Origin of the sequence: Anoxybacillus tengchongensis (assembly GCF_014201585.1) — a bacterium.
Taxonomy (GTDB): Bacteria; Bacillota; Bacilli; order Bacillales; family Anoxybacillaceae; genus Anoxybacillus; species Anoxybacillus tengchongensis.
This window is the reverse complement of sequence record NZ_JACHES010000007.1, coordinates 85,605-105,417: the sequence shown is the minus strand read 5'-3', so window position 1 is coordinate 105,417 and position 19,813 is coordinate 85,605. Positions and strand designations below refer to the sequence as shown.

General features: G+C 40.9%; 19 protein-coding genes and 1 pseudogene. 12 read left to right on the top strand and 8 right to left on the bottom strand.

Features of this window, described 5'->3' with window-relative positions; all coding sequences use genetic code 11:
* Positions 1 to 134 precede the first annotated feature (134 nt).
* Genes HNQ82_RS09190 through HNQ82_RS09160 form a run of 7 tightly spaced genes read left to right on the top strand, consistent with a single transcriptional unit; the run spans position 135 to position 5,607 of the window.
* Complete coding sequence (locus HNQ82_RS09190) at positions 135 to 842, top strand: phosphoadenylyl-sulfate reductase (RefSeq protein ID WP_183249044.1); 708 nt, start codon at positions 135 to 137, stop codon at positions 840 to 842.
* 13 nt (positions 843 to 855) lie between these two features.
* Positions 856 to 1,902, top strand: coding sequence for a sulfate permease (gene cysP / locus HNQ82_RS09185; RefSeq protein ID WP_183249042.1), 1,047 nt, complete (start codon positions 856 to 858; stop codon positions 1,900 to 1,902).
* Positions 1,903 to 1,946: 44 nt separating this feature from the next.
* Complete coding sequence (sat, locus tag HNQ82_RS09180; protein WP_183249040.1) at positions 1,947 to 3,023, top strand: sulfate adenylyltransferase; 1,077 nt, start codon at positions 1,947 to 1,949, stop codon at positions 3,021 to 3,023.
* Positions 3,023 to 3,610 (top strand): adenylyl-sulfate kinase, encoded by a 588-nt coding sequence (cysC, locus tag HNQ82_RS09175; RefSeq protein WP_183249143.1) that lies wholly within the window; start codon positions 3,023 to 3,025, stop codon positions 3,608 to 3,610. Before sat ends, cysC begins: the two co-directional genes overlap by 1 nt.
* Before the next feature lie 9 nt (positions 3,611 to 3,619).
* Positions 3,620 to 4,393, top strand: coding sequence for a uroporphyrinogen-III C-methyltransferase (gene cobA, locus HNQ82_RS09170; protein WP_183249038.1), 774 nt, complete (start codon positions 3,620 to 3,622; stop codon positions 4,391 to 4,393).
* A gap of 4 nt (positions 4,394 to 4,397) precedes the next feature.
* On the top strand, positions 4,398 to 5,105 hold the full coding sequence (locus HNQ82_RS09165) for a sirohydrochlorin chelatase (RefSeq protein WP_183249036.1): 708 nt from the start codon (positions 4,398 to 4,400) through the stop codon (positions 5,103 to 5,105).
* Between the two features lie 4 nt (positions 5,106 to 5,109).
* Entirely contained in the window at positions 5,110 to 5,607 is a 498-nt protein-coding gene (locus HNQ82_RS09160; RefSeq protein WP_032101011.1) for an NAD(P)-dependent oxidoreductase, read from the top strand.
* A gap of 25 nt (positions 5,608 to 5,632) precedes the next feature.
* On the opposite strand, the gene HNQ82_RS09155 is transcribed toward HNQ82_RS09160, so the two are convergent.
* Entirely contained in the window at positions 5,633 to 6,373 is a 741-nt protein-coding gene (locus HNQ82_RS09155) for a DUF4397 domain-containing protein (protein WP_183249034.1), read from the bottom strand.
* 104 nt (positions 6,374 to 6,477) lie between these two features.
* Here HNQ82_RS09155 and HNQ82_RS09150 point away from each other — a divergent pair, with 104 nt between their 5' ends.
* Complete coding sequence (locus HNQ82_RS09150) at positions 6,478 to 6,756, top strand: acylphosphatase (RefSeq protein ID WP_183249032.1); 279 nt, start codon at positions 6,478 to 6,480, stop codon at positions 6,754 to 6,756.
* A gap of 15 nt (positions 6,757 to 6,771) precedes the next feature.
* Here the strand turns inward: HNQ82_RS09150 and HNQ82_RS09145 are convergent, their stop codons facing one another.
* The 4 genes from HNQ82_RS09145 to HNQ82_RS09130 all read right to left on the bottom strand — a co-directional run bounded on the left by HNQ82_RS09145 (position 6,772) and on the right by HNQ82_RS09130 (position 9,977).
* Positions 6,772 to 6,918, bottom strand: coding sequence for a FeoB-associated Cys-rich membrane protein (locus HNQ82_RS09145; RefSeq protein WP_055441775.1), 147 nt, complete (start codon positions 6,916 to 6,918; stop codon positions 6,772 to 6,774).
* Positions 6,919 to 6,932: 14 nt separating this feature from the next.
* On the bottom strand, positions 6,933 to 8,936 hold the full coding sequence (gene feoB / locus HNQ82_RS09140; RefSeq protein WP_183249029.1) for a ferrous iron transport protein B: 2,004 nt from the start codon (positions 8,934 to 8,936) through the stop codon (positions 6,933 to 6,935).
* Entirely contained in the window at positions 8,933 to 9,163 is a 231-nt protein-coding gene (locus HNQ82_RS09135) for a FeoA family protein (protein WP_032101006.1), read from the bottom strand. The genes feoB and HNQ82_RS09135 overlap by 4 nt, the downstream gene beginning before the upstream one ends.
* A gap of 97 nt (positions 9,164 to 9,260) precedes the next feature.
* The gene (locus HNQ82_RS09130) at positions 9,261 to 9,977 is read right to left on the bottom strand and encodes an arginase family protein (RefSeq protein ID WP_032101005.1); all 717 of its coding nucleotides are present in this window, start codon (positions 9,975 to 9,977) and stop codon (positions 9,261 to 9,263) included.
* A gap of 178 nt (positions 9,978 to 10,155) precedes the next feature.
* Between HNQ82_RS09130 and cdr the strand changes: the two genes are divergently transcribed.
* A complete protein-coding gene (gene cdr / locus HNQ82_RS09125; protein WP_183249027.1) occupies positions 10,156 to 12,597 on the top strand; it encodes a CoA-disulfide reductase in 2,442 nt (813 codons plus the stop codon).
* A 127-nt stretch (positions 12,598 to 12,724) separates the two neighbouring features.
* Here the strand turns inward: cdr and HNQ82_RS09120 are convergent, their stop codons facing one another.
* A complete protein-coding gene (locus tag HNQ82_RS09120; protein WP_183249026.1) occupies positions 12,725 to 13,414 on the bottom strand; it encodes a TerC family protein in 690 nt (229 codons plus the stop codon).
* 225 nt (positions 13,415 to 13,639) lie between these two features.
* Here HNQ82_RS09120 and HNQ82_RS09115 point away from each other — a divergent pair, with 225 nt between their 5' ends.
* Together HNQ82_RS09115 and HNQ82_RS09110 are read left to right on the top strand one after the other, a co-directional pair.
* The gene (locus tag HNQ82_RS09115) at positions 13,640 to 14,089 is read left to right on the top strand and encodes a C40 family peptidase (RefSeq protein ID WP_055441770.1); all 450 of its coding nucleotides are present in this window, start codon (positions 13,640 to 13,642) and stop codon (positions 14,087 to 14,089) included.
* 166 nt (positions 14,090 to 14,255) lie between these two features.
* A complete protein-coding gene (locus HNQ82_RS09110) occupies positions 14,256 to 16,382 on the top strand; it encodes a putative bifunctional diguanylate cyclase/phosphodiesterase (protein ID WP_183249141.1) in 2,127 nt (708 codons plus the stop codon).
* 303 nt (positions 16,383 to 16,685) lie between these two features.
* Here the strand turns inward: HNQ82_RS09110 and HNQ82_RS09105 are convergent, their stop codons facing one another.
* Together HNQ82_RS09105 and HNQ82_RS09100 are read right to left on the bottom strand one after the other, a co-directional pair.
* Entirely contained in the window at positions 16,686 to 18,167 is a 1,482-nt protein-coding gene (locus HNQ82_RS09105; RefSeq protein WP_183249024.1) for a methyl-accepting chemotaxis protein, read from the bottom strand.
* Positions 18,168 to 18,283: 116 nt separating this feature from the next.
* Complete coding sequence (locus tag HNQ82_RS09100; RefSeq protein ID WP_183249022.1) at positions 18,284 to 19,345, bottom strand: nitric oxide synthase oxygenase; 1,062 nt, start codon at positions 19,343 to 19,345, stop codon at positions 18,284 to 18,286.
* A 228-nt stretch (positions 19,346 to 19,573) separates the two neighbouring features.
* Here HNQ82_RS09100 and HNQ82_RS09095 point away from each other — a divergent pair.
* Positions 19,574 to 19,813: pseudogene (locus HNQ82_RS09095) on the top strand (hypothetical protein); the annotation flags it as partial.

Sequence of the window (19,813 nt, the reverse complement as noted above, 5' to 3'; positions counted from 1 at the left end):
TCTTTTCATTTGCCATGACGTTTTTTTAAAAAATAAATTCCGATAGAAAAACTAGGATTGACATTCGAGTGAATTGTGTTAAAATTTAAAACAATCAAACAGAAAGGAAGATGAATACGAAGGAGAGATGAGACATGATTACGTATGAAACGTGGGATAGTGAACAAAAACCTACTTTTCCTATAGACAATAATGAAAAAGGGGCATTACACGTGCTCACATGGGCTTATGACCATTACGGTGAGGACCTTTTATATGCGTGCAGTTTCGGGATTGAAGGGATCGTGCTAATCGATCTTATTTCCCAAGTGCGTGACGATGCTGGAATTGTGTTTCTCGATACAAACTTACATTTTTCTGAAACGTATGAAACAATCGAACGCGTAAAAGAGGCGTACCCACGTTTACGTATTCATTTACAAACACCTACGTTATCGCTTGAGGAACAAGAAAAACAATTAGGAGCTGAACTTTGGAAGAGGGATCCGAACAAATGTTGCGAAATAAGAAAAATTGTTCCCCTTCGTCAAGCGATGACAGGGAAAAAAGCGTGGATCTCCGGACTGCGCCGCGAGCAATCGCCAACGCGACAACATGTTGAATTTATTAATCTCGATAAAAAGTTTCACAACATTAAAGTTTGCCCACTTATTCATTGGACATGGAAAGACGTTTGGCGCTACGTGCATGGCCACCATCTTTCCTACAATCCACTTCATGATCGCGGATATCCAAGCATCGGTTGTGCACCATGTACATCCCCTGCCTATATGGAAGAAGATTTACGTTCAGGCCGATGGGCTGGACTAAGAAAAACAGAGTGTGGCTTGCACGAGTCGTAAGGAGGGGAAGGTGTTGGTTACAATTGCTTTTATTATCGCTTTTTTCTTTGCGATGAACATTGGCGGAAGCGGTGCTGCAGCAACAATGGGAGCTGCTTACGGTTCGGGCACATTGTCAAATAAACGAGTCGCTTTATTTATATGTGCCGTTGCCATTTTTCTCGGCAGCTTAAGCGGTGGGGAAGTTGTTAAGACGATCGGTTCTGGCATCGTTCCAACATCGATTTTAAAAACAGACCTTGTCGTCATCGTTTTAGCAGCGGCAACCATTTCGCTATTTGCCGCCAACGTGCTCGGCATTCCGTTATCAACGAGCGAAATTACAGTTGGGGCGGTCGTTGGTGCAGGCATTGCGTACCAAAGCTTGTACATCAGCAAGCTTCTTTGGATCGTATCATTTTGGCTCATTACACCACTTGCTGCATTTTCTTTAGCTTTTTTCATTAGCAAATGGCTAAAAGGAAAAACATTGAAACAAAACAAATGGGTCGGCTTTTTACTTATTATCGCTGGATTTTTTGAGGCATTTTCGGCAGGAATGAACAATGTTGCCAACGCCGTCGGTCCTCTCGTTGGAGCCGGTTTATTATCTGTCCATCACGGTATTATTTTTGGTGGATTGTTCGTCGCACTTGGGGCTCTTTTACTTGGAAGTCGCGTGTTAGAGACGAACGGAAAAAAAATTACGACTTTTTCCCAACTAGAAGGATGCATTATTTCAGGAATCGGGGCAACGCTCGTTATCGTTTCATCTCTTTTTGGTCTCCCCGTTCCGCTCACACAAATCACGACATCAGCTATTATCGGCATCGGCACAACAAAAAGCGGCTTTTCGATTTGGCAAAAGCAAATTGTTATTCAAGTGCTGAAAGTATGGGTAGTCTCTCCTATTTTTGCCTTAGCAGTTTCATATAGTTTAATTAAGTTATTGCTTCATAGCGATGTTTACACAGCAATTGCAATCGTTAGCGTTTGCTTCGCCACACTCGGCACGATTAGTTTAAAAAAGACGATTACAGAGGAACGTCGTTCATTTCACGAGCATGGTGGCGGTATTTAATCCTAGTTATTTTATAAGGATAATAAGTTTAGGGGGCATAAAAAATGAAACAAATTGTATTAAGTAAAGCAGAATTAAGTGACCTTGAATTACTTGCGATTGGTGGCTATGCACCGCTTACTGGTTTTTTAGGAAAAGACGATTATGAGTCAGTTGTTGAAACGATGCGGCTAACAAGCGGAGCCATCTGGAGCATCCCTATTACACTTGCGGTAACCGAACAACAAGCGAAACAACTATCACTTGGGGATGAAGTCGAGCTCGTTTTTAACCAAACGGTATACGGCACCATGGAAGTGCAAGATATATATCAACCAGATAAACGAAAAGAAGCGCTTCTTGTGTACCAGACGGAAGATTTGACACACCCTGGCGTCAAAAAGTTATTTGAAAAACCAAATGTATATGTTGCTGGACGTGTGGCGCTCGTACGTGAAACAGACAAAGGAGTTTTTTCGCCATTCTTTTTCACCCCTAAAGAAACAAAACAACGATTTGCAGAGCTTGGCTGGAAAACAATCGTTGGATTTCAAACACGTAATCCCGTTCACCGTGCTCATGAATACATTCAAAAATGTGCACTTGAAATTGTCGATGGTCTTTATTTAAATCCGCTCGTTGGCGAAACAAAAGAGGACGACATCCCAGCAGACATTCGTTTAAAAAGTTATCAAGTATTGCTTGAGCATTATTATCCGAAAGACCGCGTTTTTCTTGGGGTATTTACAGCTGCCATGCGCTATGCTGGGCCACGTGAAGCCATTTTCCACGCACTCGTACGTAAAAACTTCGGCTGCACACATTTTATTGTCGGTCGCGATCACGCGGGAGTTGGCAACTATTACGGCACATACGATGCCCAAAAAATTTTCTTGCAGTTTACAAACGAAGAACTCGGCATTACTCCTCTCTTTTTCGAGCATAGCTTTTACTGCACAAAATGCGAAGCGATGGCGTCAACAAAAACGTGCCCGCATGATGCGACAGCTCATGTCGTCCTTTCCGGCACAAAAGTACGAGAGATGTTGCGCGCCGGTGAGATGCCGCCAAGTACATTTAGCCGACCTGAAGTGGTGCGTGTGCTCATGGATGGTTTACAAACGGTCGGAGGTGGGCGATGATGAACATTATTTGGCATAAAGAAAGTATAACAAAAGAAGATCGCCGAAAGAAAAATAACCATCATAGTTTTGTCCTTTGGTTTACGGGACTATCAGGATCCGGGAAATCTACATTAGCAAATGAAGTCGCGAAAACGTTGTTTGAACAAAATATTCACTGTTACGTACTTGATGGGGATAACGTGCGTCACGGTTTAAATAGCGACTTAGGTTTCTCTGCGAAGGATCGCACCGAAAATATTCGTCGCATTGGCGAAGTCGCGAAATTGTTTGTAGATAGCGGTCAAATCGTGCTCACGGCCTTTATTTCTCCTTTCCGCCAAGATCGCCAACTCGTTCGTAGTAAACTCGAACAAGATGAATTTGTTGAAGTTTATGTCCGCTGTCCACTTGAAACGTGCGAACAACGCGATCCAAAAGGATTGTATAAAAAAGCACGAAATGGGGAAATTCGCGACTTCACCGGCATTGACTCACCATATGAGCCACCGTTGTCGCCAGATGTTGTCGTCGATACAGATCAACATTCAATCGACCAATGCGTTCAACAAATCATTTCTTACTTAAAAAATAAACAATGGATTTAGGTGGAGACAATGGGAAAAGTATATTTAGTCGGCGCTGGCCCTGGAGATCCCGAGCTTATTACGGTAAAAGGATTAAGATGTATTCAACAAGCAGATGTCATTTTATATGACCGCCTTATTAACGAACAGCTTTTATCGTTTGCGAAACGTGATGCCGATTTAATTTATTGCGGGAAGCTACCAGACTACCATACAATGAAACAAGAGACGATTCATCATTTTTTAGTCAAGTATGCAAAAAAAGGAAAGATTGTAACAAGATTAAAAGGTGGAGATCCTTTTCTATTCGGACGTGGTGGTGAAGAAGCACAAGCGCTTATGAAACACGACATCCCTTTTGAAATCGTTCCGGGTGTCACATCCGGCATTGCTGTTCCAGCGTATGCTGGAATCCCTGTGACTCATCGTGATTTTAGCGGAAGCGTTGCATTTGTCACAGGTCATCGCCGAATCGACGCCACAGACGCCGTACAATGGGAACATTTAGCGAAAGGCGTAGATACACTCGTCATTTATATGGGTGTTAAACATCTTTCATCGATTTGTAAACAGTTACAGCGATACGGAAAACGACCGCAAACTCCTGTTGCGATTATTCAATGGGGAACGCTCCCTGAACAAAAAACAGTTGTAGCAACGTTACAGACGATTGTAGATGTTGTAAAGAAACAGCCGATCTCGAATCCGAGTATCATTATTGTCGGAGAAGTTGTTCAGCTACATGAGCACCTGCAATGGTTTGAAACGATGTTAGAAGAAAAAATGGTACATGGAATGAGGTAACGTTATGAAAGCTGTATTATATATTTGTCATGGAAGTCGTTCAGTAGAAGGGCAAAAAGAGGCGATCGCTTTCGTTGAACGCCTCTCCTCTTCAATTTCAATACCGATTCAACATGTATGCTTTTTAGAATTATGTGAACCGAATATTGTCACAGGAGTGGAACGTTGTGTTCACGACGGAGCAACAACGATTTTAGCCATTCCGCTTTTACTATTGTCAGCGAATCATGCCAAACGCGACATTCCGTATGAATTAGAAAAAGCAAAAGAAATGTTCCCTTCTTTGACCATCATATACGGAAAGCCATTTGGTGTACAACACGATATTATTTCTGCTCTCTCCGCGACGATCGAACAGGCTGATGCCATTGTACTCGTTGGTCGCGGAAGTAGCGATACTGAGGCACAAGCGGATTTTAGGCAGATCGCACATTTACTACAACATGAGACAAACGTCCCTGTATATCCGTGCTATTTAGCGGCTGCCGTCCCTTCTTTTTCTGACGTTATCACCTCGCTTGCCCAAACAACAGAACATAAGCGAGTGGCCGTTGTTCCGTACATTTTATTTTTCGGTCAGTTGCTTGACTACATTCATCAGACGTTGCAAGCAAACCAAGCGAGCGAAGTGTCGTTTACGTTGTATCCTCCTATTCGAACATACGATGTTTTAGATCGCCTCGTTGAACAACAAGTGAAGGAATGGGGATGAAAATATGCTCCCTTTTTTCGTACGCATGACAGGGAAAAAAGTTGTTATTGCTGGCGGGGGACAGATTGCGTATCGCCGCCTTCTCCCTCTTTTACATGAGGGAGCTTATATTACTGTCATTAGCCCAGAAGCGATCGATGCCATTGTTCATTTAGCCGAACAAAAACGAATTACGTGGCACCCCCGTCCCATTGAGCCAACCGATTATAGCGATGCTTTTTTGATTATTGCGGCGACAAACGACCCGAATGTCAATGAGCAAATCGCTACATATGCATCACCAAACCAACTTGTCAACGTAGCGAGCAACCATCTTCTCGGCAACGTTCATATTCCTGCATCTTTTTCGCGCGGAAGATTACAAATTGCCGTTACGACAGGTGGCGCGAACCCTGCACTAGCTAAACAAATTAAAAAACAACTCGAACAACAATTTGATGAATCGTTTGCTAAGTATGTAGACGAACAATACAAACAGCGCCAACAACGAAAAAAGCCTTGATCATTTCGATCAAAGCTCTTTTTGTTTACGACTCTAATACTATCACTTCTAATGAAGGAGTGCGGGATACGTAACCGACGGCAACGACCGTATAAGACTTATTTGGTTGGAAGCGCACATTGGGAATCGATAAAACCACTTGATTTGTTCCTGCGACCCGCACATCGACATGTAATTTTTCGTTGACTGGCGCCTCAATGTAATCGGTCACTTTTCCAAATGCAGCATGGCGAAATAGCACATCGCCATTGCGCAACGCAATATCTACCGCTGGGGCATCTGGGGAAAAGTGAGCAAAACGCACTTTCGCTTTCCCATACGGCGCATATGGTTGGTCGAGCATAGAAAGAAGTTGTAAACGATGCACATCACCGATCACCGCAAGCGTATACGTCGTTTTCGGCAATATTTGAATCGTTTGACTAAGAACTGGAGACGCCGTATGCCCTGCTGGATACACATCGATGCGATGCTCTCCTTTTGGCACTTTCATATATTGACTTAGTTGTTTATATCTCATATTTCGTAATATTTTTTGCCCATTGACATATACATCAACCGCAGGAGCATTAGGTGATGCATGAAATAAACGAACTCGTCCGGCGTCATCATCTCTATCCTCTTCGCGTGACTTCACAACTTTTTCTACATACTCCATATGTTTTCGCATATACTTTTCATACTGATCCCAATCTTTATATTGATAATAACGCGCCAACAAATCATACATAACTGCTTTTTGAATGTAACGATCTATTTCGTTCACAACCGTTCCTCCCTCGTAAATCTTTTTACGTATTCAACGTATGCAATACAAGGTAGGCTGTTGTATGATTTTTATAGAAAATTTTTAGCGAAGGAGATAAATAGATGGTCGTTCGTTATTCCATTGTTGCGCACGGTCGCGTACAAGGTGTAGGATTTCGTTACTTCGCCCAATATGAAGCAAGAAAACAAGGGTTAACTGGCTGGATAAAAAATTGTGAGGCTGACCATATGATCGAAATGGAAGTTCAAGGGGAAGTGGAGAAGGTTGAAGTGTTTGTTGATCAAATAAAACAAGGACCTCCGTTTGCGCATGTGGAACGCATAGAACAATACGCCATCCCTACCGTCTCTCATGAAACAACGTTTCGCATAATATACTGAAAAAGCTGACCGAGGTCAGCTTTTTTCATGGCAACTAGTGCTGCACGATCCTTTGACAGAACAAGCGGCACATGTACCACGTTTACTTTTTTGAATAAAACGAAAAATCGTCCATCCTGCATATCCGAAAATGATTGATCCAATGACAACATTTGCAATCATATATATCCCTTCCTTTAGAAGCCGAATAAGCCTCCGACTTGGTAAATGACAAACGAAACGATATATGCGAGCACGAGCGCATAACCAATCGAAAACATCGTCCATTTTCGTGAACCTGTTTCTTTATAAATCGTTGCGACAGTTGCTAAGCACGGGACATACAGTAAAACGAACACCATAAAACTAAACGCTGATAGCGGAGTAAAGTGCGTTGCCATCAACCCTTGGAGCGATTCGACATCCGGTACATGATAAATAATGTTCATCGTTGATACAACGACTTCTTTGGCTAAAAATCCGGTTAATAACGCTGCTCCGGCTTGCCACGTTCCAAATCCAAGCGGAGCAAGTAGCGGGGCAAGTATACCACCGATCATCGCCAAAAAGCTGTCGTCCATATTTACATTGACACCGTGTGGTCCAACGTAAGACAATAACCAAATGGCAACGGAACCGCCAAAGATAAACGTTCCTGCTTTTTTCACGAATCCTTTTCCTTTATCCCACGTACTACGCCATAGTGCTTGCCATTGTGGCATACGATATGGTGGCAATTCCACGACAAAGACCGATGTCTCTTCTTTTAAAATCGTTAGCGAAAAAAGTTTTGCAAGTATAAGCGCAAGTGAAATGCCTAGAACATATAAAGAAAGAACGACAATGGCTTGATGTGCTGCAAAAAACGCACCGACAAACAAAGCATATACCGGCAAACGCGCGGAACAAGACATTAGCGGTGTTAACAACGTTGTCACAAGGCGCTCCCGTGGTTGCTCAATCGTCCGTGCCGCCATGACGCCTGGAACATTGCAACCAAATCCAATAATGAGTGGAATAAACGCTTTTCCGTTCAATCCAACTGCTTCCATTAGTCGATCCATGACAAGCGCTACACGCGCCATATACCCTGAATCTTCTAAAAATGAAATAAAGAAAAATAAAATAAAAATTTGCGGAACAAACACAAGTACACCGCCTACTCCTGCAATCACGCCGTCAACAACGAGCGCACGAATAAATTCAGAAGCGCCAATCGCTTCTAACAGCGCTGTCACCGAATCGGTTAACGGCCCAGCGAAAAAGGCATCAAGCAAATCGGAAAGCGGTGCTCCGAGCCAATCAAATGTAAGTTGAAATAAAATATACATAGCTAATAAAAAAAGCGGAATACCGATATATTTATTCGTTACAACTGCATCGATGCGATCTGTCAGCGTTACTTGTCCGATTTCTGTGCGTTGCACAACTTGTTGGATGACCTCTTTTACAAATGAACGTCGTTTTTCATAAATAAACTGAGCAAGCGACATTTGTTCCGCATGCTGAACTTCTTTTTCTGCTTGTTCATATAATGAACGCCATGTTGCCTCTGGCCATTTTTCTGCAACATAATCACGGACGTAGCTATTTCCTTCATAAAATTGAATGGCTAACCAGCGAACTGGGAATTGTTCCTCTGTGCCCCATGACGCAATAAATCGTTCGATCGCTCGTTCCATCGCCTCACCGTAAAAAAGAGTGAAAAGCTCTGTTTGCTCTGCTACTTTTTCAAGTAGCGTGCGCTCTACTTCATCACATCCTTTTCCTGTTCGGGCAATGACAGGAACAACGGGTACGCGTAACGCTTCAGCCAATTTTGTTTGATCAATGAATATGCCTCGTCGTTCTGCCACATCTACCATATTTAAAGCAATCGCCAACGGTTTCCCGAATTCTAATAACTGCACAGTTAACAATAAATTTCGTTCCAATTGCGACGCATCGACAATATTTAAAATTTTATCGAATGACTCGGTCAGTAAAAATTGCGTCACGACACGCTCATCGCGAGAAAGTGGATGAAGCGAATATACGCCGGGCAAATCAATCATTTTTGCTTTTTTGCTGCGCAAAACACCCACTTTTTTTTCAACGGTAACGCCGCTCCAGTTTCCCACATACTCGTACGTTCCTGTTAATTGATTAAACAATGAGGTTTTCCCTGTATTTGGGTTACCTACAAGAGCAATATGCATCATAACGGCTTCACCTGAATGTTCATCGCCTCATGCCGGCGGATGCCGACACATTGTCCACAATTTTCAATCATAAATGGGCCACCAAGCGGCATTGTACATTTCAAACAAATTTCTGCCCCTTCTGTTACCCCCATATCTAACAATCTCCTTTTTACTAAATCGCTTACTTGCGATAAATCAACAATTTTTGCACGTTCCCCAACTCGTAATTGCGTCATCGCAACCATACGTAATCCCCCAATTAATAATGATAACCTTTTTCATTAATCATTATAGTACGAGTAAACAAAAACATCTATCTTTTTTTATTGTGTTCACAAAATATTACGATGCGGAGGACACAGGCATATGTTTGAAACATGCACGTATAATCATTTCATTCGCTTTTTCATTTTTTGCGCCAAACAAACGATCTTCACCACATATGTCAACACCGAGCACATGCTTAAATCGGAAAAGGTAGTCAACGTAAGTGATAAGTGAGCGTAGCGACATTGTCCCTTGATCCCAATTTGTTTGTGCATCTTGAGGGCGAAGCACATCTTTATCAATGCTAATGTATATATGTTTTGTCGGAATCGCGCGCACAATTGTCATTGGCGCGTACATGAAATTGCTTTTTGGAAAGATCGTAACATGTGAAGATGTTTGTGAAGTTGCAGAACCGATGATGACAACATGTTTTAATGTCGGAACGTGTTTTTGAGCATATAATACCCATGAGCCACATGAAAGAAGTGGAAACAACGTTTGCTCGTTCATGTCTGTATGATGGTCAAACAATACGAGCGTAAACGGCTCACGAAACGGCTTAAGTAATGCATATGAAACGTAATGATAGTTGCCGCTGCCGATCAACGTTATTCCTCTTGTGTGACGGCATGCTAGTCGTTTTTCAATTTCTTGCATCGCACCGTCATCGCAATACAAATTCGTTCCTTTAATGTCATCCATCTCGATCCATTCATGAGGAAAACGAAGAAGATTCCGTTGCCACGTATACGTATGATCGAAGTTTAAAAACGTTACACTTGGATGCATACTTCTCCCCACCCTTGTGCAAGTTTTTTCTTCAATCAAATTATACAAACATCTTAATCACATGCACAACGACATTTTTCGTGAAAGAATTCACATATTTGTCAAAAACAAATACTAATACCCCTTTATCTATATATATTCTTGTGATACAATTCACAATGTAAGGAGGCTGATCAAGATGAGCAAAAAAATCGTGATAGTTGGTGGCGTAGCTGGTGGCGCAACGACAGCTGCTCGCTTACGTCGTTTAGATGAACAAGCAGAAATCGTAATGTTTGAACGTGGAGAATATATTTCATTTGCAAACTGTGGTCTTCCATATTATATCGGTGGTGCGATTGCAGAGCGTGATGCTTTACTTGTACAAACGGTTGAAGGAATGGCAGAAAAATTTAATCTTGACATTCGCATTCAAAGCGAAGTCATTGCCATTAACCGTGAACGTAAAACGGTAACTGTAAAACATTTACCAACCGAAAAAACGTATGAAGAAAACTATGATTATCTCGTTTTATCGCCAGGGGCAAGCCCAATAAAACCAAACATCCCAGGTATTGAAGAAGCGAACGATTTATTTACATTGCGCAACATCCCAGATACAGATCGGATCAAAGCATATGTAGATGAAAAGAAACCGAAAAAAGCGGTCGTCATCGGTGGCGGGTTTATCGGTGTGGAAATGGCAGAAAACTTATGGGAACGCGGCATAGACGTGACACTTGTTGAAATGGCGAAACAAATTATGGCACCTGTCGATTACGAAATGGCGGCGATTCTCCATCAGCATATGAGAGATAAAGGCGTGCGACTCATTTTAGAAGACGGTGTCGCAGCATTTGAAAAGCAAGGAAAAATCGTTCGGTTACAAAGCGGAACAACACTTGATACGGACATGATCGTATTAGCGATTGGCGTAAAACCAGAAAATGAATTAGCCAAACAAGCAGGATTAGCTATCGGGGAACATGGAGGTATTCAAGTCAATGAATATTTACAAACATCTGATCCATCGATTTATGCCATTGGCGATGCGATCGAAGTGATGGACTATATTAACGGCAAACCGACTCACATTCCGCTCGCGTGGCCAGCAAATCGGCAAGGACGAATTGTTGCTGACCATATCAATGGCCGAAACACAAACTACAAAGGAACGCTCGGCACAGCGATCGCGAAAGTATTTGACATGACGGTAGCGGCAACAGGAAACAATGAAAAAACGTTACAACGTCTCGGCATACAATATGAAGTGATACACATTCATCCAAATTCACATGCAAGCTATTATCCAGGTGCATTTCCAATTGCTCTAAAACTATTATTTGATCGACAAACAGGTCGCATATTTGGGGCACAAGCAGTTGGTTATGACGGTGTCGATAAACGAATTGACGTCATTGCGACAGCAATCAAAGGCGGAATGACTGTGTTTGACTTACCAGATTTAGAATTAGCGTACGCACCACCATATTCATCTGCTAAAGACCCAGTGAATATGGCTGGTTATGTCGCAACAAACATCATTGAAGATATGGTTGAAACGATTCAATGGCATGAAGTCAATGAATTAGTGAAGAGCGGAGCATGTCTTGTTGATGTTCGTGAGGAAATAGAACGCGACATGGGCTTTATTCCAAGCTCAATAAATATTCCGCTTGGACAATTACGCAAACGACTTCATGAATTGCCTAAAGATGAAACGATCTACGTATATTGCCAAGTCGGACTACGTGGTTATTTAGCTGCACGTATATTAAGTCAGCACGGTTTCCGCGTGAAAAACTTAGATGGCGGATATAAAACATATGCAGCTGTTTATAGCGAACAACAAGAGCAACGAAAAGAGGAACAAACAGAAAAACAAGTGGAGCGTGTAAACGTCATGAACGTTCAAGCAACAACAACATTAGACGCATGTGGACTCCAATGCCCTGGACCAATTATGAAAGTATATCAAACGATGGAACAGTTAAAAGATGGAGATGTACTAGAAGTAAAAGCAACGGACCCAGGGTTTGCACGAGACATTCAATCATGGTGCAAAAAAACAGGGAATACGCTGTTAAAAACAACTTTTGAAAATAAAATGTTTATTGCCTACATTCAAAAAGGAACGAATAAAATCACTTTACCTGAAAAAGAAACAAGAAAAGACGGCGCAACACTTGTTGTTTTCAGCGGCGATTTAGATAAAGCGATCGCATCATTTATTATCGCATCAGGAGCTGCTGCAATGGGTAAAAAAGTAACGATGTTCTTTACATTCTGGGGGCTCAATATTTTACGAAAAAAAGATGCTCCTCCCGTACAAAAAGATATGCTTGAAAAAATGTTCAGCATGATGATGCCAAAAGGTGTTCACGATCTTCCATTATCAAAAATGAATATGGCTGGCATGGGTCCGAAAATGATTCAATACGTCATGGAGAAGAAACATGTCGACGATATTGAAACATTGATGAAAAACGCCATGGCTGCAGGAGTTAAACTTGTCGCTTGCTCGATGTCAATGGACATTATGGGCATTAAAAAAGAAGAATTAATTGACGGAATCGAAATTGGCGGTGTCGCCACATATTTAGGCGATGCTGAAGAAGCAGGATTAAACTTGTTTATTTAAAAAAATCGGGCTATCTCGCTACGGAGATAGCCCTTTCAAGTATATTCACAGGGGGATCGGGGGAATACACTTAGCATTATTCATTATGACCGTTCTTTTTTGTTTTATACATATGGTCATAAAATTTTTATGCCATTTTTCGTTTATCTATTTTTTTATTTTTTACATATCCCGCTAGTAAAATAGAAGCTGTCACAACAATAAGGAATACGAGCGACTGCGAACCTTGTGAAAAAGTAATCCACTTTTTCACTTGCTCATCTTTCAACAACATCTCCCCCGCTGTCCACGCTAAAATACCTGATCCAACATAAGGAATCCATTTATACTTCTCCATCGCCAATACAATCGCCTTCGACCCAAAAATCATAATCGGAATGCTAATGGCGACACCGAAAGCGATCATGCCAATATGCCCGCCTGACGCCCCTGCAATCGCCACGACATTATCTAAACTCATGACAGCATCGGCTACAATAATTGTCCAAATCGCCTTCCATAAACGATCGGCAGCTTGTACGTTCGCTTCTTCCTCTTCATTGATCAACACTTTATATGCGATCCAAAGCAATAATAATCCCCCGGCAAGATGGACGAACGGAATTTGTAATAACAATACAATGACTGCGGCAAATAATACGCGTAAAATAACCGCTCCAGCTGTACCAAATAAAATGGCTCGATTTCGTTGTTTTTCCGGCAATCGACGTGTAGCCATCGCAATCACAATCGCGTTATCTCCAGAAAGAATAATATCAATAGCAATAATTTTTAACAAAGCAAGAAGCGCTTCTGATGAAATCATCCAATCACCCATTACAGTTCCCCTTTTTCAATGTACTTCTCCCCTATCTTATCGTGAAGCCCGTCTACATTCAACTTTTGTGTTCCGACATATATGTTAAATTCTCTCTTTATTTTTACAAAAAACGATCGTTGTAATGTATTTGTAACATAATTTAATGGCTATGTAACAATTTTTCGACATCTTTTTTGCTATAATGTAGTCGTCCATGGAACAAGTCTTTTGGAGGTTCAAGCAATGAAAAAAGCTCTAGCCACTACCGCTCTCTTCATGTTGCTATGTTTCACGTATTTTGCAAACCCTTTCAAAACAGAGGCTGCCTTTTCAGCAAATACGCTCATCGCTGAAGCGCATAAAGTCATTGGCACACCGTATCGTGCAGGAGGAACGACGCCAAAAGGATTTGACTGTTCCGGTTTTGTTAGCTATACATATAAGAAAGTAGGAGTTTCGCTTCCGCATTCTTCGAGTGCAATGTATGCGAAAGGGAAGCCTGTTTCTCTTAACCAATTAGCACCAGGAGATTTACTATTTTTCAAAACGTCGAAACATAAAGGGATTTCCCACGTAGCGATCTATATCGGCGATGGTCGTATGATTCATGCGACATCATCAAAAGGCGTTCAAGTAAACTCCATCCACCAAGCTTATTGGAAACAACGTTTTGTAGGTGCAAAACGATTATAATGCGAAGGCAAGCACTTCATGCCGAACGTCTTTTCGACGCGAAGTGCTTGCTCTCGACGAAAAGCAGGGAATGTCCCCTGCTTTTTTCATTATTTTTTCATTTCCTCTCCCGTTTTTCCGATATATAATGTATGTAACATGGGGATGGTGGAGGGACATAACATTGATGACAAAAAAAGAGAAGCGAACGGTGACCATAACTGTTTTTGCTTTCATTTGTTTTTTAGGCATTTTACTATTTAGCTCATCGTTAACAATGACATTTGAGCGGAACCATTTTTTATCGATTCATACATTACTTGAGTTTTTCAGTATTACGGTAGCCATGGCCATTGCGTTTCAAGGGTGGATTTCATTTCCCCAAGCATTGTCACGCCGTCGTTTACGTATTGCAACAACATTTTTAACTGTTGCTTTTCTCGATTTATTGCATACGCTTACATATAAACAAATGCCTGGCATTATCGTTGCCGATAGCTCGATTCAACTTTCAACTTCTTTCTGGCTAGCTGCCCGTATGACCCAAGCCATATTTTTATTGCTCGCTTTCTTGCTTCCTGACGGTCCGATTCAAGAAAAAGAGAAGCTGCTCGGTTTCATCGCTCCTTTGTTATATGTTGGACTTGTATCAGTGAGTATCGTTCATATTGCCGACGCTCTTCCTCCACTTGTAATTGAAGGAGTAGGGACAACTTCCTTTAAAAATGGAGTCGAGTATATCATCACAATATTAAACATGATAACAATCGTTTTACTCATCGGCCACTATAAAGAAAAACGATTAGCACCGACGCTTGATGTCATTGCTGGTTTCGTCTTTTTATTTTTAAGCGAGCTTATTTTTACGTTATATCGTAACGTTTATGATGTGCTAAACATCTTCGGACATATATATAAAGTGATCGGCTTTTCTTACTTTTTACGTGGCTTATACTTGGCATCATTTAAAGAACCGTTTCAGGCAAGAGAGCGCGCTGAACAAGCGCTCGCTAAAAGTCGGGAACAGCTAAGAAAACAGGCGTTATTCGATGAACTAACGAATTTACCAAATCGTCGTTATTTTATCGATACACTTCGTGAACGATTGGAAATAGCGAAAGTAAAAAACGAAACAGTAGCGCTTTTTTTCCTAGATTTAGACAATTTCAAAAACATTAATGATTCACTCGGGCATGCGGCTGGTGATCTTTTATTACAGTCTGTCGCTAAACGTTTAACTCATTTGCACGACCATTTTGTCGCTCGCCTTGGGGGTGATGAATTTGCGGTCATTGTTTCTGATGTTCCTTCACTTGAACAAGTCGCACAACAGATGATTGATATACTTGGTGAACCTTTTTTCATTCGTCAAAAAGAGCTGTTTATTACAACAAGTCTCGGCATAAGCATATATCCGACGCACGGTGAAGATGAAATGACATTGATTCAACATGCGGATATGGCAATGTATGAAGCAAAGAAAAAAGGAAAAAATCAATGGGCGATGTACGATCCAACGTTTGAAAAAGAACGGATGCGAAAATCGCTCATTCGTCAGCGACTACACGTTGCGCTAGAGCAACGTTCCATTTCTGTATATTACCAACCAATTATCGATATGAAACAAAATCGGCTTGTTGGCATAGAAGCACTCGCTCGCTGGAAAGACGAAGAACTCGGATTCGTTCCACCACATGAATTTATTAGTATCGCGGAAGAAGATGGTTTTATTATTCCGCTTGGAGAATATATTTTCCAAACAGCTGTATTAGATTTAAAACGGCTGCATGAACAAGGCACATCTCACGTATATGTGAGCATTAACTTATCACTTCGTCAGTTAAAAAACGAGCAATTCTTTTCTTTTGTACAACAATTATTAGAACAAACTTGTTTACAGCCGCACTATATTGAACTAGAAATTACAGAAAATATCGCTTTAAGCGATGAAAAACAAGTCATTGAAACAATTCGTGCATTAAAACAAATGGGCATTCGCATCGCAATTGACGATTTCGGAAGCGGCTACTCATCCATTGCCTATTTACGTCATATTTCCGTCGATACACTAAAAATTGACAAATCATTTATTTTCGAAGTCATTACAAACGAACATACCGCAAAATTAACAGAAGCAATTATCGCACTTGCCCATCGTTTGCAGCTTCACATTGTCGCTGAAGGAGTAGAAACAGATCGACACGTATCGTTTTTACAATCCACTCATTGCGACAAAGCGCAAGGTTATTTATTTAGTCCACCTGTTCCTTTTGAACAAGTGGTAAAACAGTTACAAACAGCTCATATACGATAAGGGGAGTACTTGGGGGATGAAACATATACGCGTAACAGACCATAAGCGACTGCAACAGTTAAGTTACACAGGGGTAACAGAAGGAAAGCTACAATCAATTTATATCATTGGAAACTAACAGACGCCTTTCCTCCAGAAAAAGTAAAAGAAATTTTCCTTGATGGTCGCGGAAAACAATTTGATCCAAAACTAATTGATTTATTCCTTACAATGTGGAACGATTTTCTTGAGACAAGAGAGCAGTTGGCATGAATCTTTTCAAAAAGAGAAGCACCTCCAGCTTTTTCGGGGTGCTTTTCCTTTTTATAACATTTGTCGCTGAATGATTGCAGCACGTTGGGCGGTTTCTGTCACATATGCTGCCATTTTTTCATTTGCATCTTTTAAATGTTCAACTGTCGCACTCACTTCTTCAAGCGATGCGCTCGACTGCTGAATAAAGACAGAAAAATCGCCAATGGAACGATCCATCTTCTCCCCTTGCTTCTCTAGCTTTTCACTAATGATAAAAAAGTAAGATAATTGTTCTTGCAAATGATTTAACGACCCATACAATTTTTCAAAATACACATTCACTTCATCCGTTAACGTCTCATTTTTCGTTAATTGTTCACTCGTTTCATTCATTCTCTCTAATAGTTCATTGTTGCTTTCGTTGACTTCCGCTAAATTACGAACGATGTGTTGTGTCGTTTCTTCCGTCAATACAGCCAATTTGCGAATTTCTTCAGCAACAACCGCAAATCCTTTCCCATACTCTCCTGCTCGCGCTGCCTCAATCGTTGCATTTAAAGCCAATAAATTCGTCTGATTTGTAATTTGTTTAATTTGTTTCGTTAACTCATTTGTATTGGCAATTTTACTTGTTAAAGCATGTAATGTTGCTTTTGTAGCATGAATCGCCTCGTGAAATTTTTCTGTATGTGTTAATAAAAGATGCATTTTTTGTATACCCGCTTGTGCCATTTCGCTTGATTGCGATGAGTGCTCTTTTAATTGTTTAGAAGTCTCGTAAATATGCTCACTCATTGCTTTCGCTTCCGCTACTTCATCATGAATATCAATGACTTGTTCGCTTTGCGCTTGACCTGCTACCGCTGCTTGCCGAATCGCTTCTTTCATTTCTTCTTGTGCTTGTACATTTTGAAGTACTTGTTGATGAATATGTTCAACATTTTCAATAATATGCTTTAACTGGTCTTCAAGTTCATGTCTTCTTGCCATTTGCTTTTCTTTTTCGGCATGCGTCTGTCCTACATGTTCAACGAGTTGATGAAATTGTTTGCGACTTAAATGTAATAACACAGAAAGGGCGATACCAATCATCACATAAACAATAAAAACCGTATGTCCTGTTTTTTGAAATACTTGCTGAAAAGAAGAAGGAACAAGCGCACCGACAACTAAAATGATAATGCCAAGCAGAAGTCCTGTTACAAACAACGTGCGATTTAAATGTAACACGGATAACACAACTAAACAAAAAGCGAGTGCAATCGTTCCTAAACTTCCCCCTGTCGTAAATAAACTACCTAATGTCGCAAAAAATAATATAAAAATAATAAAATACGGATAGATGCGCTCGTATTTTTTTATCTTTCTTAACAAGGTATAAACAAGCACATTCAGCGCAAGACTCCCACCATAAATAAAAATTTTCTCCATTTTCTCCCCGATGAAAATGAGACCGATCACACCTGCTACTGCACTAAATGTGTAAATAAGAAACAAGAAAAAATTTTTCTTCCTCATTTCTTCAATTTTGAGTTGCTCAATAAAATCCACCCGTGCCTCCCCCTTTTCCTTTTTTCTATACTATATCAAAAAAACAAGAGATTAGTAAATAATATTCTGAAAATTAAAGATATATTCATATAAAAAACACCGCGTCGATTGCGGTGTTACTCATATGGAAGTTGTTGATAAAAATAATTTGGTGTGACGATTGTATTATCATAATATTGGTGAAAAATGTGCGTCGTTGCAGGAGAAAGTGGGGGAATGAGCCACGTCCAACTGCCCGTTACTTTCCTTCCTGCTTCTTGTTCTTGCTGTTCGAACCGCTTAAACTGCTGTGCAGCGGTGTGATGATCGACAATACTTACGCCTGCTTTTTTATATGAGTATAAAACGGCGATATTTAGTTCAATAAGCGCTTGATCTTTCCATAATGTACTATTTCTTGACGTATCGAGTCCCATGCATGAAGCAATTTTCGGAAGCATGTTATAGCGGTAATCATCGGCAAAATTGCGTGCGCCAATTTCCGTTCCCATGTACCATCCATTAAACGGAGCTGCCGTATAGCGTATGCCTCCGATTTCTAAACACATATCTGAAATAATCGGCACCGCATACCATTTTAATTGTAAATCGCGAAACCATGAAAACGTCGGATGTTCAATCGGCACTTCCAGCACAATATCTTTTGGAATCGGAAACAATTTCGGCTTGCGCCCATCCACTTGAATGACAAGAGGCAAGATGTCAAAATGCGTTCGTTCCCCTTTCCAACCTAACTGCTCACATGCTTTCGTAAACGATATGGACGATGAGTCCCCAATCGTTCCATGCTCTGTTTCATAACCCGCATAGCGAATTAGTTGATGATTCCAGATGCGTACCCGCTCAGGACGAAAAATAGTAATGGTAGGACGGATTTTCCCACCGTTTGTCGCAAATTCAATGTGATAAAACAGCCGCTCAGCGATATCCTCTTCCCGCTCAATCATGCGTGCATCAAACACATGAAGCGTTTGCCAAAATAGACGCCCGATACAACGATTGCTGTTGCGCCATGCCATACGCGCTCCATGCTCAAGTTCTTCATACGTATGTTCATACGTCCCGCATTGTTCAATCTCTCGCTTAATTTGTTGGAGACGTTTATTCTTCTCCTCCTCGCTTTTTCCTAACTCTTCATAACATAACGTAATAAATTGTTCCGCCTCTTTCCATAACATATGCCCGTCACCCCATGATCGTATCTCCTTATACAATACATCATGTATGGAGAAAATCAAAATAAAGAGCATATCGTTTCTTGTTCCGCTCTTCATTCTTATCATTTATAATAATACTGGGGAACGGTCTTCATCTGTACTGCCACATCAAACAAAACCTCTCTTCAACACACGACATACCACAAAGCTGTTTCCCTTTCTACTTTTCCAAACGAAAGGAGGGTAAGCATGGAGCATATGCTACAACGCATTTTGGACAAGCTCGAAAAGATGGGAACAGAACTTGAAGAAGTCAAAGCTAACATGGCAACAAAACAAGAACTTGAAGAAATTAAAGCTAACATGGCAACAAAACAAGAACTTGAAGAAATTAAAGCTAACATGGCAACAAAACAAGAACTTGAAGAAATTAAAGCTAACATGGCAACAAAACAAGAACTTGAAGAAATTAAAGCTAACATGGCAACA

Bases quoted from the DNA above. Each gene is read 5' to 3' on its own strand.
- cdr (WP_183249027.1), top strand. From the start codon at position 10,156: ATGAGCAAAAAAATCGTGATAGTTGGTGGCGTAGCTGGTGGCGCAACG.
- HNQ82_RS09135 (WP_032101006.1), bottom strand. From the start codon at position 9,163: ATGGTTGCGATGACGCAATTACGAGTTGGGGAACGTGCAAAAATTGTT.
- HNQ82_RS09145 (WP_055441775.1), bottom strand. From the start codon at position 6,918: ATGATTGCAAATGTTGTCATTGGATCAATCATTTTCGGATATGCAGGA.
- HNQ82_RS09160 (WP_032101011.1), top strand. From the start codon at position 5,110: ATGCTCCCTTTTTTCGTACGCATGACAGGGAAAAAAGTTGTTATTGCT.
- HNQ82_RS09115 (WP_055441770.1), top strand. From the start codon at position 13,640: ATGAAAAAAGCTCTAGCCACTACCGCTCTCTTCATGTTGCTATGTTTC.
- HNQ82_RS09190 (WP_183249044.1), top strand. From the start codon at position 135: ATGATTACGTATGAAACGTGGGATAGTGAACAAAAACCTACTTTTCCT.
- HNQ82_RS09130 (WP_032101005.1), bottom strand. From the start codon at position 9,977: ATGCATCCAAGTGTAACGTTTTTAAACTTCGATCATACGTATACGTGG.
- cobA (WP_183249038.1), top strand. From the start codon at position 3,620: ATGGGAAAAGTATATTTAGTCGGCGCTGGCCCTGGAGATCCCGAGCTT.
- HNQ82_RS09100 (WP_183249022.1), bottom strand. From the start codon at position 19,345: ATGTTATGGAAAGAGGCGGAACAATTTATTACGTTATGTTATGAAGAG.
- HNQ82_RS09150 (WP_183249032.1), top strand. From the start codon at position 6,478: ATGGTCGTTCGTTATTCCATTGTTGCGCACGGTCGCGTACAAGGTGTA.
- sat (WP_183249040.1), top strand. From the start codon at position 1,947: ATGAAACAAATTGTATTAAGTAAAGCAGAATTAAGTGACCTTGAATTA.
- HNQ82_RS09120 (WP_183249026.1), bottom strand. From the start codon at position 13,414: ATGGGTGATTGGATGATTTCATCAGAAGCGCTTCTTGCTTTGTTAAAA.
- HNQ82_RS09165 (WP_183249036.1), top strand. From the start codon at position 4,398: ATGAAAGCTGTATTATATATTTGTCATGGAAGTCGTTCAGTAGAAGGG.
- cysC (WP_183249143.1), top strand. From the start codon at position 3,023: ATGAACATTATTTGGCATAAAGAAAGTATAACAAAAGAAGATCGCCGA.
- HNQ82_RS09110 (WP_183249141.1), top strand. From the start codon at position 14,256: ATGACAAAAAAAGAGAAGCGAACGGTGACCATAACTGTTTTTGCTTTC.
- feoB (WP_183249029.1), bottom strand. From the start codon at position 8,936: ATGATGCATATTGCTCTTGTAGGTAACCCAAATACAGGGAAAACCTCA.